This window comes from Akkermansia muciniphila (assembly GCF_040616545.1).
Classification (GTDB): Bacteria; Verrucomicrobiota; Verrucomicrobiia; order Verrucomicrobiales; family Akkermansiaceae; genus Akkermansia; species Akkermansia muciniphila_E.
In genome coordinates this window covers 2993200-3008809 of sequence record NZ_CP156688.1, presented here as the reverse complement: position 1 = coordinate 3008809, position 15610 = coordinate 2993200, and the positions used below count along the sequence as shown (strand labels likewise).

The following is a 15610-nucleotide window of genomic DNA, read 5'->3' as shown; positions in this document are numbered from 1 at the left end:
TTCCGGACAAGGTCAGGATATTCCGTATTTGTCGGCGTAGCCCCTCCGTTCAAAGAGCACGCCGCCGTCCCTGATGGTCCGGGGGCCTCCCAGGAGCACCAGTGTGGACATGTCCACGTCCTCCAGCGGGAATTCCGCCAGCGTGCCCACCCATTTCTGCTGGGCGGGGCGTCCCGCGTGCTTCACATAGGCGCACAGGGTTTGGCCGCCGCGTTTGTTCCGGAAAATATCCAGGGCCTCTTCCAGCAGATGGCGGCGCTTGCGCCCGGCGGGGTTGTACAGCACCACGGGCAGGGCCGTTCCGGCGCTTTGTTCCAGGTTGGCCCGGATTTCCTCCGCAGGCACCAGCAGGTCTGACAGGCTCAGCAGGCAGAAGCCGTTCTGGAGGGGAGCCCCCAGGGCGGAGGCGGAGATATTGGCCGCCGTAATTCCTGGCAGCACGTCAATGCCGACGGTGGAAAAGCGTTCATTTTCCTTCCGCAATTCATAGAGCAGCCCCGCCATGGCCAGGATGCCGGGATCTCCGGAGCACACCATGCAGACGTTTTCCCCCGCCAGCGCTGCTTCCAGCGCGGCCATGCAGCGCGGCACTTCCCCCATCATTCCGGTCTGGATCATTCTTTTCCCGTGAATGCGTTCCCGGATGAAATCCAGGTACCTGGTGTAGCCGGCAATGCAGCCGCAACGGTCAATGGCCGCCGCCGCTTCCGGCGTGAGCTGGCCCGGCGCACCGGACCCCAGCCCGATGACGATGACATTTCCCGTTCCCTGGCGTTCCGTGTTCCGGCTGCCGTGCGGGCACGCCGCCAGAGCCAGCGTAATGCTTCCGTTGCAAACGGTTTTGGGCGTTTTCAGAGTTCCTCCGGAGGCCAGGATGGCGGAGGCTTCGGAAACGGAGTGCGTGCCCGTTTTTTCAAAGACGGCGTCTGACGGCGTGGGGATGTCCACCTGGTTCAGCTCGTCGGGCGTAAAGACTTGGAACGGCGCTCCCCATTGCTCGGCCAGGGCCAGGATGGCCGGTTCCTGCTCCTTCAGGGTACAGGAGGCCAGGGCTTTCAGCCGGGACCGGGAAAGTCCCTGCCGGTGCAGGAATTCCTCCGCGCTTTGCTTCAGCAATTCAGGGTCCGTCCCTTTTTTACAGCCTATTCCGAGCACGAAGGAGGCGGACCGGATGGACAGGGCGGGAGCTTTCCCCACGGTCTCCGGCGCGGTCACGTCCCAGTACACGGCGGGAACATCCGGCGTTTCCGTGGCCTCCTTTCCTTCCATTTCCGCCGGGATGACCTGGGGGCATTCCTTCCAGTACCGTTCATAAATTTCCTGCGGACCATGGAAGAGGATGGAGTCTCCGGCCAGCAGGGCGGCGTTCAGGGTTTTAATGGCGTCCGGATTCAGAACGCAGGCTTGTTCCCTGGCCGCCGCTTCGTCAAAGGCGGTTATTCCCCGCGTATCCGTGGCGGTAGTGATGACGGCTTCCCCTCCGCTGATGCGGGCCAGCCTGCGCGCCAGTCGGTTGCCGCCGCCCAGGTGCCCGGAGAGCAGGGGAATGAGGTGGGAGCCGGATTCCGAGCAGGAAACCACCGCCGGGTCCGTGGCCTTGTCCCGGAGCAGGGGGGCGGTTTTCCTGACGGCGATGCCCGCGGCCCCCACAAAGACATGGGCGTCAAACTGGTTCCACAGCCAGGCCAGAAGCTGGTCAAAATCTTCCGGCGCCACCCGGTTCACGCCTTCTTCCTCCCCACTCCTGCCTACGGAGTAAATGACGGTTTTCCCCAGGGACTGGGATATTTCCACTGCCTTCCGGGCGCCCTTGGCCGTGAAGGCGTAAAAGGCGCAGCTTCCGTTGAACCGTTCATCTTCCTTCTCATTCCGGTAGCCGTGGCTGAACTGGCCGTGGTAGAGCAGGGACTGCCCGCAGTCATGCGCGCCGATGGCGTCACCCACCAGAATCAGGGCCTGCCTGCCGATGCCCGCGCGTGCCGTTTCAGCCGCAATGGTGGACAGCGTGCCGCGGATGATTTTTTCATCCGGCCAGGTGGCGCGGTACACCACTGCCGCCGCCGTGTCGGGAGACTTCCCGGCGGAGATAAGCCGTGCGGCCAGTTCGTCCAGCTTCCCCGCGCTGAGGAAGAACGCCAGCGTGGCGCCCGTTTTGGCAAAGGCCTCGCAGGCTTCCCCGGAGGGCATGGGCGTTCTGCCCGGGGTGCGCGTCAGCACCAGGCTCTGGGCAATTCCCGGATAAGTCAGTTCCGTGCGCAGGGCCGCGGCGGCGGCAAAAACGCTGCTGACCCCCGGCACCACGATGGATTCAATGCCCTTTTTGTCAAGCAGGTCGAATTGCTCCGCGATGGCTCCGTACATGGACGGGTCCCCCGTGTGGAGGCGCACCACCTTCTTTCCTTCCAATACCCCCCGTGCCATGACCTCCACCTGTTCCTCCAGGTTCATTTTGGCGCTGTCGTGCAGTTCCGCTTCCGAGCGGCAGCGTTTGAGATGGCCCGGATTGACCAGGGACCCGGCGTAGACGACCACGTCCGCCTCCTTCAGGAGGGCGGCCCCTCGTTCGGTAATCAGGTCTTCGGCCCCGGGGCCGGCTCCTATGAAATGGATGGGAAAACGGGTGGTGTTCATGCGCGGGAATAAGTGAAAAGAGTGATGCGGTTGCCGTGCCGCAGATGGTGGTAGGTTCCGGCAATGGAAGATTCGGAGGCGATGTCCAGGGAGAACATGCCGGTGCGTGCGGCGGCGTTCCAGCCGTAAAGAAGGTGCTCGCTTTCCGTGGTCACGGCGGAGGCCGCCAGAAGGCCGCCGGGGTTCAGGGCGTTAAAACACGCCTGGAGGATGGATTCAAGCGCGCCTCCCCCGCCTCCTATGAAAACGCGGTCCGGCGCGGGCAGGGCAGCCAGGGCTTCCGGTGCTTCTCCCTGCATGCAGGCGTAATTCACACAACCCAGTTTCCGGCTGTTCCGGCGGATCAGTTCCAGGCGGGAATTCTGCCGTTCCAGCCCGTACACGGAAAGTCCGGGGCGCAGGGCGGCGGCTTCCAGGCCAATGGAGCCGCTTCCGGCGCCCACGTCCCACAGCACGCCCCAGGCGGGAAGGCGCAGTTTGGACAGGATGACCGCCCGCACTTCCTCCGCCGTAATCAGGTTGTTCTCCTTTTCATAAAAATCCGCAGGCAGGCCCAGCGGCAGAATGGGCGCGGCTCCGGAACGTTCGTCCGGCAGCAGCAGGAGCACGGAAGTGGGGGCGCATTCCTCCCGTGCCAGTTCCGCCAGGGTTCCTTTCAGGATGCGTTCCCCGGGAGTTCCCAGGCATTCCGCCGCCACGGCGGAACGTTCGGCCGCCGGGGGGTGGAATTGGACGGCCTCACCGGCCAGGCGGCACGCGGTAAGTGGATGCCCGCCGTAAAGGACGGGGAGCGGCTGGGCCAGAATGTCCCCCCACGGGACCTCTTCCGTGCTGTGCGCGCTGAAGCACCGTGCGCGGTCCCACGGCATGCCCAGGCGGTGGAACAGGGCCTGGAACGCGGTGGGGGCCGGGATGAATTCCAGCCGGTCTTCATCACAGGCCAGGGATTGGAGCGTGCCTCCCATTCCGTGGAACAGGGCGTCTCCGGAAGCCAGTACCACTACGTTTCCTCCCTGCCGGGCCTCTTCCAGCGCTTCCCGCGCCTGTTCCCGCGCATTCTTGCCGATGGGGATGCGCCGTGCGTTGCAGGGCGGGCACTCCTTCAGCAGGGCGGCGGAAGCGTACAGGCTCTGCGCCTCTGCCAGTTTGTCCAGCAGGGCCGGGGAGGGGTGAAGCGGGCCTATGCCGCAGGAAAAAACGGTCAGGGGAGGCATGGAGGTAGATCAAGAAGAAGGTTGCCGGAAAAACCGGAGATCAGGAAACGGACGGGAAGGCCGGGCGCGTGGCGCTGGAACTGCCGGCGGGCTTCCGCGGCCAGGTCCCGGTACAGGGAAAGGCGGGCCTCTTCCGGAACCAGCGCCAGCGCCTGGCGTACGGAGGAACAGGCCGGAATGCTCCGCCGCGCTTCTTCCGTCAGCGCGGCATGGCGTTCCGCCGTGCGGAGAAAGAGCTGCATGTCTTGCGCTACCTTGTGGGCGTGCGTGTTGGAGAACCCGGCGGCGTACTTGCAGAGCTTGCCCGGCATGCAGGCCACCACGGCCTCCGCCATGCCCTGTTCTACTGCGCTTTGAAGGCTTTCCGCAATGAAATCGCCAATGCAGATGAAGGAAATGGAGGGGTACTCCGGCAGAAGGGACTTGGCCAGCGCGGCTGTCCTTCCCCCCGTGCAGAACACCGCCTTGTCAAAGCCGGAGAGCCGGGTGGAGCGCACGCAAATGCGGATGGTGGCGATGTAGGCTTCATGGCTGTACGGGCGTACGATGCCGCTGGTGCCTAAAATGGAGATTCCCCCCACCACGCCCAGCAGGGGGTTGAGCGTTTTCCCGGCAAGCTTTTCCCCGTCCCGGACGGAGATTTCCGCCAGCCAGCAGCCTTCCCGCATGCCGGAGCGGGCCAGGTTGTCCGCAATCATGCGCCGCGGCCCCTCGTTGATGGCCCATTTGTGCTGCTCGCAATCCAGGCCCGGCAGCGTGCACAGGCCTATGCCCCCGGCGGAGCGCAGGATAAGGGTTGCCCCGCGGACGGACAGGAGGTAATCCTCCGGGGCGGCTTCTTCCGGAACGACCGCCCGGACGCGCGCCTCCATCACGGCTCCGTGGGTGCAGTCCGGGTCATCCCCTCCGTCCTTGATAATTCGGGAAAATCCCGGCTCACTGGCCGCCAGCGGCAGCGTTCTCGTCTCCCCGTCCGGGAAAAGCAGGGGAATGGCTTCCCTGGTGTTCTCTCCGTTCAGCGTCCTCCACGCGGCCGTGATGGCGGCGGCGGCATTGGCCCCGGTGGAAAATCCTTTCCGGAGCGGCTGGCGGAGGGGGGTGGACATGGAACGGAACTCGGCGGATGGGGATGAATGCGGAAAAATCAGGCGGCAGGCAGGTTTTCCAGAATGGCGTGCAGGGTGGTGACGGCCAGGGCACTGCCGCCGCGCCGCCCGTCCAGAACGATCTGGGGAACAGGGCAGGTCCCCGCCAGCAATTTGGATTCCACCACGTTGACGAACCCCACCGGCATGCCTACGATCAGGGCGGGCCTGATGCCCTCCTCCAGCACATACCGGGAGATGCGGGCCAGGGAAAGGGGGGCGTTCCCGATGAGGACGACGGCTCCGTCCAGGATGGGGCGCGCCTTTTCCGCGGCGCAGATGGCGCGCGTCCTTCCAGTGACCCTGGCCTGCGCGGCGATGTCCGCGTCCGCAATGTAGCAATGGATATCCTCCTTGCCGTAACCGGGGTGGGCGCGCCTCAGGCGTTCCACGGAAAGCCCGGCCCGGATCATGTTGGAATCACAGAAAATGGGGCAGTGGCTGCGGAGGGCCGCCAGGGCGGAGGGAATGGGGTCATGGCGGAAAGCCAGGCCCGCGGCAATGGAGAGGTCCGCCGTGGTGTGGATGAGCCTGCGCATGACCTTCCATTCCGCGGGCGGCAGCTCTTCCCAGCCCTGGAACTCCCGTTCAATGGCGGCAAAGCTTTCCGCCTCAATGGCGGCGGGGGACATGTCCCAGCGGATTTCAGGTGCGGCGGTCATGAGGCGTCAATGGGTATAATGGATGAAAAGGCCCGTCAGGGCAATCAGAAGAATGGCACCGATCATGCGGGAAAGCTGCATGACGAGCACGATCGTCAAGGCGTCCCGCGCGGGGAAAATGCCCATGGCGGAGGGAAGGTTGCGCCGCAGGGCGCGGATGGGGTTGCCGATGGCGCTGGCTACCAGCATGGCCAGCAAAATCTGGGAGGAGGTAACCATGCCGTGGCTGCGGAGGTTGGCGGCCACCCCTGCGGCCTGGACCAGGCCGCCCATCTGCGCAGCCACAATGCTCATGAGCTCCGCGGGAAAAATGCGGTTGACCCAGTCCGGCACGTGTTCCTCCCACCAGGAAAACAGGCCGTTTTTCATCAGCCACTCCACGCCGATCATCAGGGGAACCGTCAGGCAGAGCATGCGGAAAACGAGCGCGAGCACCCGCAGGCACGTCTGGCGCAGGGATTGGCGCCATTCCGGGGAGGGGCGCCCGGCGGCGGGGGCCTCACCGGAAGCCGCGGCCTCCGGAACGGCGGCGGGGCTTTTCCTGCGGTGGAGGAACAGCACGCCCGCAATGAACAGGAAGCCGAAGCCCATCTGCCAGCCGAAGTAGCAGATGGCGGGCAGCCCCACCGCGCCGATGACGGGGTATGCCACCCGCAGGGAATGGGAGACGAAGGACAGATAGCTGTTCATCATGCCGCCTGCAATCAGGTTGGAATGGGTGATTTTGCCTTCCGCATGGCTGCTCACCAGCATGCCGTTGGCCGCGGCGTTGGAATAAAGGGCCGTGGGGATGGACAGGCTGATGATTTCCGGCAGGTGGGCCCAGCGGGCCAGCCCGCCGAACAGCTTGCCCAGGGCAAAATGAAAGCGGAAGATTTCTGCAATCCCGCCGATGAAGGCCGCCAGGGCCACCAGGCCGATCAGGCTGCCTATCTGGGGCAGGCGCGCCAGGATTTTCTCCGCGCCTGTTTCCGGAGCCTGCGCGCTCCGGGAATGATGGCGCTTTTTGGGAGCCGGGGACGGGCTGGCAGCAGAGCCTTCTTCCTGTCCCTTTCCTTCCCCGCGCGTTTCCGCGGGAGCCTCCGCGGCAGGCTTCATGGTCATGCGGGACTTTCCGGGCGCGGAGGCGCCCATGCCCGCGGGCATCTTCACCACCATGACTCCGGAGGCCGCCAGCGCCAGCGCCAGCCAGAGCCAGCGGAGAGGCTGGCGCCAGGGATAGGTGCGGGAGTGCCTGGTGCCGTTCATGCCTTCTTGACGAACATCAGGGAAAGGTATTCTTCCGGCCTGGCGGCGATGACGTCAATATCGTCCGTAATAAACTCGTCGGGCATGCCCAGTCTTTCCCCGTAAATAACGCGGATATCCTTCTCCCGCCGGATGCGCTCCATCAGGCGCGCGCGGCTGCGGTAGGTCTTCATGAGAACGGTGGTGGTTCCGGGAGGGAACTCCAGGGAATCCGCCATCTCCGGCCTGAAGGCGGGAATAACCCGGAGCCGTTCCCCGTTCTCCACCAGGATCCGGCGGCTGTGGGCCGCCAGGGTGCAATAGGAGGTGATCCCCGGAACCACTTCCGTGCGCAGGTCCGGATTACGGCTGATCAGGAGGCTCAGAATATAGCCCAGGGTGCTGTACGTCATGGCGTCCCCCAGCGTGGCAAAGGCGCAGTCCTGGCCGCGGGAAAGGGACTCCTCAATAATGGCCGTATTCTTTTCAATCTGCTCCTGCCGGGTTCTGGCGTCGCGGGACATACTGAAAACCAGCTTGTGGAATTGGGCCTTCACGCCGCCCACGGACCGCACCACCGCTTCGGAAATGCTGAAATCGCTGTTGGGGCCCGTCACGGTAAACACCACGTCCACGGACCGGAACACGTTGACGGCCCTCAGCGTCAGGTATTCCAGATTGCCGGGGCCTATGCCCACGCCGTAAAATTTTCCGGGGGTGGACATGTCAGTGCGCTTTCTTGGGAGCCATGAGGTCGTCCGCCGTGGTCCGGGCATGGCGGGAGAAAACGGCGCGGATGCCCGGGTTTTCCCCCAGGCCCTTCAGGTGCGTTTTAACGGTGAACCCCTCCCTCCTGAGCATGGAGGCCCAGGAATCCTCCTCGTCCCCGCCCAGGTCGTTTTTGGCATGATCTCCGGCCACCAGCATGAAAGGGGCCAGCCAGACCGTTTTTGCGCCGGATTTCTTGAGCTGTTCCAGAATGGGGGCCACGCCGCGCGTACCTTCCACGGTGGCGAAAAACGCCAGGCTGTCGCGGTCATTCAACTCGCGGGCAAAATCGGAAAGCACCATGTCGCAGCGGCCTTCCTGCTGGCCGTGCCCCATGAGCAGGATGGCTTCACCCTTCTTCCGTTCCGCGGGGAAATGCTGTAACAAGGCCGTGACCGCCTCGTCCCTGTCCCGCTCGCTTTCCAGCAGGGGGCGGCCGATGAACACGTGGTCAAAGCTATCCGGATGGCGCGCCAGGAAACTGACGATCTGCCTTTCCATCCGGGAAAATTCCTCTCCGGGGGCGATGTGGAGGGACTGGACGCGCAGCGTGCGTATGCCCGCGCGGGCCATGCGGTCCAGATTCTCCTCCACGGAGGGGACCGGGGTTCCGCGTCCGGCAAGCTTCCTGCGGATGATGCTTGAAGTATAGCTCCACTTCAGGCGGTCTGGGGAAAAATGGGGCAGCATGTCCTTTTCCAGCTCCTTATAGGAGACGGTGGCATCCTGGTGGCTGGTCCCGAAGGCGACGAGAAGAAGCCCTTCCTGCTGTGACGGAGCCGCCTGTTCCGCCGGGGCGGGAGAGGCTTCCGTCCCGCATGGGGCGGCGGAAAGCACGGGCAGGGAAAACAGGGTGAGGCCTGCAAGAAAAACGGAGGAAAGGGGCAGGAACGCCCCCGGCACGTAAGAGGATGTTTCAATCATGCGTTGATAAGGTATGGTGAACCGGAGCAAGGATATTCGGACTCCGGGTCTCCAACCTCCCCCTCGCCTTCACCCTCCGGAATGGGAGGACTGGCTGATGAAACGCCCGGTGAAAAGCGTCCCTTGAGGGTTTGTAACCCGATACCGCAGCGCGACTGTTTCCGGTTCTCACGGAATTCCCCGTTGCTTCGGCGTGTTTAATGGCGTTTTTAGCCGTCAGTGTCAATGATTATTAGAACCGCCGCCGGATTTCCGGGCATCCGGAAAAAAGACGCGTGAACGGGTAAAAGCCGCCTTTCCTCCCGCTCCTGCGCCTGCCCCGGAAAAAGGCGCGCGGCTCCGGCTGCGGGACCGCGGATTTCCAGTCCGGCAGTCCGGCGTTTGCGGCTTGCCGCAGGCGGGGATGGTATGAGAACATGGGGCATGGCCTCTTCCCCTGATGTAGTAGAATATATTTGTTTCCAGCTCCGCCATGCCGGGGATATTTCCTTCAAAAAAATGTTTGGGGAATACGGCCTGTACTGTGACCGGAAGTTTTTCGGTTTGGTCTGTGACAACCAATTGTTCGTCAAGATCACGGAGCCTGGGCTGAACAGGCTGCCGCAGCAGGAGCAGGGCTCTCCCTATCCCGGAGCCAGGCCTCATTTCCTGATGACGGAGCTGGATGATGACCGGGCCCTCTCCTCTTTTGTCCGGGAAACGTGTTCCGTCCTCTCCGCTCCGGACGTCTTGTCCGGGAAGAAGAAAAAAACTTCCGGGGAAAAAAGAAACAGGCGTCCGTAAACGCCTGCTGGTGCCTTATAAAAACGTTTGGCGGAAAAACTTACTTATCTTCCGGGGACTCCGGCACGGCCAGGGAGGAAAGGCTCTTTTTCAGGTTGCCCGCGACGGTCTGCGTGGCTTCATTGTCGGACTCCGCGAACTTGTCCACGGCCTGCGTCAGGGATTTAAGGTCGGACTCCGAGATCTTGCGGCCTTTCGCCTTCCGCTGTTCCAGCGCGGAAATCTTCTTGTTGAGGTCCGCCAGTTTCGGCAGGTCCTTGTTCGCTTTCAGGACCGCCAGCGGTTCGTCAAACTCCTTGACGGAGGGAACCGCCGTCTTCAGGCGCGTGATGGCCGTCACCGCTTCCAGCGGGTTGGACTGGATCTGGGCCTGGACCATCTCCTTGGCGTCCCCGAGCCATTCGTCAAAAGCGTTGCACACGGCCTGCGCCTCCTCGTCGTCCGTCTTCTTCCGGAGGGGAGTGATCTTGGACTCAATGTTGCTGCCGTTGGAAACGACCGTCTTGGCGAGGGACTTGTACTTGTCCAGCTCCACGCCTTCCAGAATGGGAAGGCCGCGTTCCACCTTCATCACCTCCCTCTTCACCAGGTCGTAAAGCTGGGTGGGATGGCCCTTGGCCACCACTTTGCCGTTGGCCCCGATCAGTACGGCATGCGGCAGTCCGCCCGGACAGGAGGCCGCCGGAATATCCAGCCCCTGGTAAACGGGAAAGGTAATCTTCTTTTCCTCCAGAAACTGCTTGATCCTGGGGCTGGGCCCCTGGCGGTGGCTGCCTACCACGGTAAAGCCCTTGGACTGGAACTTATCCTGCAATTCCTGCAAATGCGGCATGCTGGCGATGCAGGGCGGGCAGTTGATGCCCCAGTACTCAAAAAACACCACCTTCCCCTTCAGGTCGGAAGCCTTGATCTTGGGCCCGTGGAGGTGGCTGCTGTCGTCAAAGGAAGGGTAGGTAACCTTCGCTCCGTTGCCGTTGTCCGCCGCCTGGATGAAAGCCGGGGCCGTCATGGCGGCGATGGTTCCGGACAAAAGGAAGGCAGTAAAGGTTTTCATAGGATGGATGATGCAGAATGCCGCATTGAGTGTCAAGAAGGAAGCGCGCTCCCCGCGCCTGCCTCTCCGGCGCCCCGTTCCTGTGGGAAAGGCGTTTCAGGCAATGTCCAGCCCCATGATGTAATCCGTCATGTAATAGCCGTGGCCGATGTGGAAATCCCCGCGTTCCAGTTCCCGCATGCCCATGCGCTGGTAAAACTCCACCGCCCGGGTATTGTAGCGGTTGACGTTCAGGCGCATCAGGCACGGCTCCGGGTGAATGCTCCTGATGTAGCTGATGGCCTGGCGGAACAGGTAGCTGCCGATGTGGAGGCCCTGGAAACCGGGCAGCACGTAAATCTTCTGCAAATGGAAAACGCCGTGGCCTTCCGGCTGGACGGACAGGTAGCCGCAGTGCTCCCCGTCATGGGAGGCGATGAAATACACGTGCCCCTCCTCCATCTGCTTCTTCAGATTGGCCGGGGAATACATCCAGTCCATCATGAACTCCATCTGCTCCGGGGAAAGGAGGTCCCGGTAAGTGGCGGGGAAAGCCTGCCCGGCCAGTTCATGAATAAGCATGATGTCGTCTTTGGTGGCTTGGCGGAGTGTCGGCATGGCGGGAATACTACACGGAAAAACGCCGGATGAAAAGGGCCTCTTCCCGGTTCCCGGGGGAATTTCCCGGCATGGCCTACTTTCACCTCCCTATTCCGGCAAGAGAGTTTTATGCTGGATGGCACAGGCTTTTTTAACGGAAACCGGGGTGAATCCTGTCTGTATGGTGTACCCTGCATGCATGCCAGACCATGAGAGAACCCATCCCCATACAACAATGGATCCCTGCGGGGCCGCTCAGGGACATGGGTGAAAAATACGTAAGCCAGCTTCCGGATGTGGCGCAGAATCCCATCGGCCCGGAATCCTTCATCCATCATTCCGACCATTCCTGGACGGAATACCTGGTGGCCTACTGCCTGTTGTATCCGTGGGTGGTGATCGCCCTGGGCCTGCTGGGCGGCCTGGCCCTGGGGGCCTACTACCTTTTTTGCCGCCGCCGGGAATACGACCACCGCATCTTCTGCTCCAAGTGCGGCACCATGATGTACCCGTGCGGCCTGCACTGTCCCAAGTGCGGCACGCCCAATCCAAAGCCCCGCGCCCTGAACTGGATCGGTTACTCCAGGCTGCGCACCGTCATTCCGTCCACCGGGCGGAAAAGGCATGAGGAAGTGCTCCGCAGCTACCGGCGGTGCTTCTACTGCGGGCAGCCGCTCCATGAACCTACGCTGGAACAGAACTGCCCGGCCTGCGGAAAAGCGGTGCTCCAGGGGGAGCAATCCGTGGACCGTTATGATGATTACATTGCCCGGCGCAGGGGATGGACCTTTGCGGCTGTGGTGGTGCTGGGCGTCATTCCCATTCTCGGCCCCCTGCTGGCCTCCTCCCTGTACAAAAGAACGCTCGTCAACCCGTACTCCCTGTACATGACCGTATTCAGGGAAAGCTTCCTGATGGTGGTGCTCTACCTGTGCCGCCATCTCTTCCGCCTTCTGCCCTTCATCGGAACCATCGGCATGCCCATCCTCTGCGTGACGGAATACCACCTCTACCGCCGCATGTTCCTCTGGAAAACGGAAAAATATGACTTTGGGGAGAAAGGGAAGGCCTGAGGAAGGCATCTCCTCTGCGCGGATATTTCCGGCGCATGCGGGAAATGGTGGGCTGCGGGATTGACTTGAAGCCCCGCCAACGTACCTTTCCGCCATGCAGATGCGTTACGTCCTGTTCCCCTTCATGGGCGCCCTTTGTCTGGCGCTCTCCGCCTGTTCCGTCACCTACGGCAACAAATCCGTGGCGTCCCCGGCGGCATACGGCGCCCTGGTTCCGGGAAAATCCTCCAAGGCGGACGTTTACGACGTCCTGGGCCAGCCCTCCGACGCAGTCACCATGAAAAACGGGACGCTGTGGACCTACCGCTACCGCAAGGCTAAAAACAACTTCCTGGGGAACATCCCCCTCTTTGGCGTCAATCTGATTGCCGGAGGCAAAAACGGAGACGTCTATACGGTGCTGGCCCTGTTTGACCGGCAGGGCGTCCTGGCCTCCCGCTCGGCGGCGCGGCAAAAGCTTTACACGTCCAACCTGGCTTCCCTGAAACGCTCCCTGGACGGCATGCTGGAGGACAATTCGTCACACCAGCGGGTGGAAATGGAAATGAAGAAGGTAGGCCGTCCCTTTGACCCGTCTGCGGCCAAGGATGCGGACCTGCTGGAAAAGTCTCTTGATTAAAGGCCTGCGCGTCCTGCTTTACTTATTGTAATTAGTATGACAAGGAAGCGTTTTTTTCTAGTGGACTAAACTTCCTGCATACAGTAAGTAGGCGGCGTTCCCCGAAGGGGAGGGAGGATTCTCCCTGAATGCCTCCCGCTCCGGAGGGAGCAAACCCTATAGAAAAAATAGAATGAAAATGAAAAGAAAACTGGCATTGGTTCTGGCGAAGGCTTTCTCCGGAAAGTCCGTGCCGGAAAAGAAACGTGAAAAAGAGGCAAAGGCCTCCAGGAAACTGGAAGACTGGTTGAAGTCTTCCAGAATGCGCTCCTTCTAGCAAAGGCACGCTGACGGAAAAGGCGGATTCGGGCGCTGGACGCCCGGCTCGCCTGGGAGGCGGGGGAAAAAGTTGAGCCCTCCCTTTGTTCATCGTATGATGGAACGATGAAGCGTTTGAATGGGACGATGGGGCTGGAGCGGGAAGGGGGGACGAATGGATGACGGGCGTTTATTGCCGAAAGGAGGCGGATACAGGCAGCTTCTTTCATTCCGCAAAGCTCAGGTCATTTACGATTTGACGGTAGCTTTTTGCAGACGCTACTTGAGCCGCGATGCGCGTACCACTGACCAGATGGTGCAGGCGGCGCGTTCCGGCAAGCAGAATATTGCGGAGGGAAGCATGGCTTCCGTCACCTCCCGTGAAACGGAAATCAAGCTGACCAATGTTGCCCGGGCCAGTCTGGAAGAACTTCTGCTGGACTATGAAGATTATTTGCGTACGCGCAATCTGAGGCTATGGGAAAAGGATTCTCCGGAATCCCTCTTTATGCGGAAGGCTTCCCGGCGGTATGAGCATTCGGAATGGTTTTTGAACCTGGCTCTTTCCAGAAACGATGAAGTGTTTGCCAATATGGCGGTTTGTCTGATTCATCAAGCTGGTTTTTTATTGAAAAAACAACTGGATGTACTGTAAGAGCGGTTTTGCAGGAGGGCGGCTTAAGGGAAAGGATGACCCGGCTGCGGAAACAGAGAAGGAAGACGGGCAGCGCGTAAAAGCAATTGTCTCCCCGGTCTCATTCGTCCCAATGGTCATCCCGGGCAATTTACGGGCTGAGTAGTTGGTTAAAAGGTATGTCTTCATGACAGTTGCGCCTTGACTACGGCGGTGGAATGTCCGTTCATCTGAGCAGACATGACCATACCCGGAATTCTTGAAGAAAAGTTGTCCGCCGCGTTGAAAGCGGTGTTGGGGGAGGAGCTTCCCGCTGATTTTTGCGCCAGTGTGACGCCGTCCGCGGATTTGCGGTTTGGGGACTACCAGAGCAACGCCGCCATGGTGCTTGCCAAGCGGTGCCGCACGAACCCCCGCGCTCTGGCCCAGCAGGTGGTGGACCGGATGGGGCAGGACGACGTCTGTTCCCTGGAAATCGCCGGACCCGGGTTCATCAACTTCCGCATCAGGCCGGAATTTTACGCCGCGCGCCTGCTGGCCATGCTGGCGGATGACCGGCTGGGGGTGGAGAAGGTGCAGGACCCCAAAACGATCGTCATTGACTTCTCCGCGCCCAACGTCGCCAAGCCGATGCACGTGGGCCACATCCGTTCCACCATCATCGGGGACGCCCTTTCCCGCGTGGCTCGCTTTGTGGGGCACAACGTAATCACGGACAACCACATCGGTGACTGGGGCACCCAGTTCGGCATGATCCTGTGGGGCTGGAAGAACATTCTGGATGAACAGGCCCTGGCCGCCAACCCCATTGACGAGTTGCTGCGGGTGTACAAGGACGTGAACCTGATGTGCAAGGAAAAGCCGGAACTGCTGGATACCTGCAAGGCGGAGCTGGTGAAGCTCCAGGCCGGGGACGGCGAAAACCTGGCGATCTGGAAGCGCTGCGTGGAAGTCTCCAAATCCGGCCTTTCCAAAATCTACGACCAGCTTGACATCCACTTTGACTACTGGCTGGGGGAAAGCTTTTACAACGACGCCCTGGCACCGCTGGTGGACGGCATGATCGCCGCCGGAATGGCCAGGGAGAGCGACGGCGCCATCTGCGTGTTTTCCGACGGCTCCGTACCGCCCAGTGAAGACCCCTTCCTGGTGCAGGACAAGGGGGAATGGCGCGCCAACCCCTGCATCATCCGCAAGGCGGACGGCGGCTTCCTGTACGCCACCACGGACCTCGCGACGCTGGACCACCGCATCAAAACGTGGGGGGCGGATTCCATCTGGTATGTGGTGGGCGCCCCGCAGGCCCTGCATTTCCGCCAGATATTCTCCACGCAGCGCCGCCGCGGCATGGACGGGGACTACCGCCACATCGCGTTCGGCTCCATCCTGGGGGATGACCGCAAGCCGTTCAAGACACGCTCCGGGGATACCGTTTCCCTTCAGGACGTGCTGGATGAAGCCATTGAACGCGCCGCCCGCGTGGTGGAGGAAAAGAGCCCGGACATGCCGGAGGAGGAAAAAAAGCGCGTGGCGGAAGTCGTGGGCATAGGCGCCGTGAAGTTCGCGGAGCTCTCCCAGAACCGCATGACGGACTACGTCTTCAACTGGGACAAAATGCTGGCCCTCCAGGGGGACACGGCCCCGTACCTCCAGAACTCCTACGTGCGCGTCCGTTCCATCTTCCGCAAGCTGGACGGCAGCCCGCTGGACTGGTCCGCTCCCATTCAGCTTTCAGAAGATGCGGAAATCCACCTGGCGCGGCTCCTGGCCCGCTACGGGGAGGTGGTGCCCCAGGTGCTGGACGACTGCCGCCCGAACGTGCTGGCCGCCTACCTCTTTGACCTGGCCCGCGCCTTCCATTCCTTCTATGAAGCGTGCCCGGTCCTGAAATCGGAAGGGGCCGTGCGGCACTCCCGCCTGGCCCTCTGCGAGCTGACGGCCCGCACCCTCAAGCACGGGCTGGGCCTGCTGGGCATCCAGCTTCCGGACAGAATGTAACC

At 61.9% G+C, this 15610-nt stretch carries 14 protein-coding genes and 1 riboswitch; of the genes, 5 read left to right on the top strand and 9 right to left on the bottom strand.

Translation table 11 applies throughout. The features are described from left to right. Positions 1 to 12: 12 nt before the first annotated feature. Genes cobM through ABGM91_RS12165 form a run of 7 tightly spaced genes read right to left on the bottom strand, consistent with a single transcriptional unit; the run spans position 13 to position 8571 of the window. The gene (gene cobM, locus ABGM91_RS12195) at positions 13 to 2631 is read right to left on the bottom strand and encodes a precorrin-4 C(11)-methyltransferase (RefSeq protein ID WP_354832695.1); all 2619 of its coding nucleotides are present in this window, start codon (positions 2629 to 2631) and stop codon (positions 13 to 15) included. Further along, on the bottom strand, positions 2628 to 3845 hold the full coding sequence (gene cbiT, locus ABGM91_RS12190; protein ID WP_354832693.1) for a precorrin-6Y C5,15-methyltransferase (decarboxylating) subunit CbiT: 1218 nt from the start codon (positions 3843 to 3845) through the stop codon (positions 2628 to 2630). Before cbiT ends, cobM begins: the two co-directional genes overlap by 4 nt. Continuing rightward, a complete protein-coding gene (gene cbiD, locus ABGM91_RS12185; protein ID WP_354832691.1) occupies positions 3833 to 4951 on the bottom strand; it encodes a cobalt-precorrin-5B (C(1))-methyltransferase CbiD in 1119 nt (372 codons plus the stop codon). Before cbiD ends, cbiT begins: the two co-directional genes overlap by 13 nt. A gap of 38 nt (positions 4952 to 4989) precedes the next feature. Continuing rightward, complete coding sequence (locus ABGM91_RS12180) at positions 4990 to 5652, bottom strand: precorrin-8X methylmutase (RefSeq protein WP_354832689.1); 663 nt, start codon at positions 5650 to 5652, stop codon at positions 4990 to 4992. Positions 5653 to 5658: 6 nt separating this feature from the next. Then, positions 5659 to 6900 carry a hypothetical protein gene (locus ABGM91_RS12175; RefSeq protein WP_354832687.1) on the bottom strand — a complete coding sequence of 414 codons (1242 nt, stop codon included), beginning with the start codon at positions 6898 to 6900 and terminating at the stop codon, positions 5659 to 5661. Beyond that, the gene (locus tag ABGM91_RS12170) at positions 6897 to 7604 is read right to left on the bottom strand and encodes a precorrin-2 C(20)-methyltransferase (RefSeq protein ID WP_354832685.1); all 708 of its coding nucleotides are present in this window, start codon (positions 7602 to 7604) and stop codon (positions 6897 to 6899) included. The genes ABGM91_RS12175 and ABGM91_RS12170 overlap by 4 nt, the downstream gene beginning before the upstream one ends. Before the next feature lies 1 nt (position 7605). Then, positions 7606 to 8571 (bottom strand): sirohydrochlorin cobaltochelatase, encoded by a 966-nt coding sequence (locus tag ABGM91_RS12165; protein ID WP_354832683.1) that lies wholly within the window; start codon positions 8569 to 8571, stop codon positions 7606 to 7608. Positions 8572 to 8601: 30 nt separating this feature from the next. Beyond that, positions 8602 to 8756: riboswitch (cobalamin riboswitch) on the bottom strand. 238 nt (positions 8757 to 8994) lie between these two features. Here ABGM91_RS12165 and ABGM91_RS12160 point away from each other — a divergent pair. Next, positions 8995 to 9354, top strand: coding sequence for a TfoX/Sxy family protein (locus ABGM91_RS12160; protein WP_354832681.1), 360 nt, complete (start codon positions 8995 to 8997; stop codon positions 9352 to 9354). A 40-nt stretch (positions 9355 to 9394) separates the two neighbouring features. Here ABGM91_RS12160 and ABGM91_RS12155 read toward each other — a convergent pair whose 3' ends face one another. Both ABGM91_RS12155 and ABGM91_RS12150 read right to left on the bottom strand, forming a co-directional pair. Next, the gene (locus tag ABGM91_RS12155) at positions 9395 to 10408 is read right to left on the bottom strand and encodes a TlpA disulfide reductase family protein (RefSeq protein WP_354832679.1); all 1014 of its coding nucleotides are present in this window, start codon (positions 10406 to 10408) and stop codon (positions 9395 to 9397) included. Between the two features lie 96 nt (positions 10409 to 10504). After that, positions 10505 to 11005 (bottom strand): GNAT family N-acetyltransferase, encoded by a 501-nt coding sequence (locus tag ABGM91_RS12150; protein WP_354832677.1) that lies wholly within the window; start codon positions 11003 to 11005, stop codon positions 10505 to 10507. 191 nt (positions 11006 to 11196) lie between these two features. On the opposite strand from ABGM91_RS12150, the gene ABGM91_RS12145 reads away from it, so the two are divergent. The 4 genes from ABGM91_RS12145 (at position 11197) to argS (ending at position 15608) form a co-directional block, all read left to right on the top strand. After that, complete coding sequence (locus ABGM91_RS12145; protein ID WP_354832675.1) at positions 11197 to 12060, top strand: hypothetical protein; 864 nt, start codon at positions 11197 to 11199, stop codon at positions 12058 to 12060. Positions 12061 to 12154: 94 nt separating this feature from the next. Further along, entirely contained in the window at positions 12155 to 12679 is a 525-nt protein-coding gene (locus ABGM91_RS12140; RefSeq protein WP_354832673.1) for a hypothetical protein, read from the top strand. A 580-nt stretch (positions 12680 to 13259) separates the two neighbouring features. Next, positions 13260 to 13631: a four helix bundle protein gene (locus ABGM91_RS12135; RefSeq protein ID WP_354832671.1), complete on the top strand. Its 372-nt coding sequence runs from the start codon at positions 13260 to 13262 to the stop codon at positions 13629 to 13631. Between the two features lie 219 nt (positions 13632 to 13850). Then, entirely contained in the window at positions 13851 to 15608 is a 1758-nt protein-coding gene (argS, locus tag ABGM91_RS12130) for an arginine--tRNA ligase (protein WP_354832669.1), read from the top strand. The last annotated feature ends 2 nt before the right edge of the window (positions 15609 to 15610 follow it).

What these genes read in the sequence shown, in the direction of transcription:
- cbiT (WP_354832693.1), bottom strand. Translation starts at nt 3,845, where the DNA reads ATGCCTCCCCTGACCGTTTTTTCCTGCGGCATAGGCCCGCTTCACCCC.
- ABGM91_RS12145 (WP_354832675.1), top strand. Translation starts at nt 11,197, where the DNA reads ATGAGAGAACCCATCCCCATACAACAATGGATCCCTGCGGGGCCGCTC.
- argS (WP_354832669.1), top strand. Translation starts at nt 13,851, where the DNA reads ATGACCATACCCGGAATTCTTGAAGAAAAGTTGTCCGCCGCGTTGAAA.
- ABGM91_RS12175 (WP_354832687.1), bottom strand. Translation starts at nt 6,900, where the DNA reads ATGAACGGCACCAGGCACTCCCGCACCTATCCCTGGCGCCAGCCTCTC.
- ABGM91_RS12140 (WP_354832673.1), top strand. Translation starts at nt 12,155, where the DNA reads ATGCAGATGCGTTACGTCCTGTTCCCCTTCATGGGCGCCCTTTGTCTG.
- ABGM91_RS12155 (WP_354832679.1), bottom strand. Translation starts at nt 10,408, where the DNA reads ATGAAAACCTTTACTGCCTTCCTTTTGTCCGGAACCATCGCCGCCATG.
- ABGM91_RS12165 (WP_354832683.1), bottom strand. Translation starts at nt 8,571, where the DNA reads ATGATTGAAACATCCTCTTACGTGCCGGGGGCGTTCCTGCCCCTTTCC.
- ABGM91_RS12160 (WP_354832681.1), top strand. Translation starts at nt 8,995, where the DNA reads ATGGCCTCTTCCCCTGATGTAGTAGAATATATTTGTTTCCAGCTCCGC.
- cobM (WP_354832695.1), bottom strand. Translation starts at nt 2,631, where the DNA reads ATGAACACCACCCGTTTTCCCATCCATTTCATAGGAGCCGGCCCCGGG.
- ABGM91_RS12180 (WP_354832689.1), bottom strand. Translation starts at nt 5,652, where the DNA reads ATGACCGCCGCACCTGAAATCCGCTGGGACATGTCCCCCGCCGCCATT.
- ABGM91_RS12150 (WP_354832677.1), bottom strand. Translation starts at nt 11,005, where the DNA reads ATGCCGACACTCCGCCAAGCCACCAAAGACGACATCATGCTTATTCAT.
- cbiD (WP_354832691.1), bottom strand. Translation starts at nt 4,951, where the DNA reads ATGTCCACCCCCCTCCGCCAGCCGCTCCGGAAAGGATTTTCCACCGGG.
- ABGM91_RS12170 (WP_354832685.1), bottom strand. Translation starts at nt 7,604, where the DNA reads ATGTCCACCCCCGGAAAATTTTACGGCGTGGGCATAGGCCCCGGCAAT.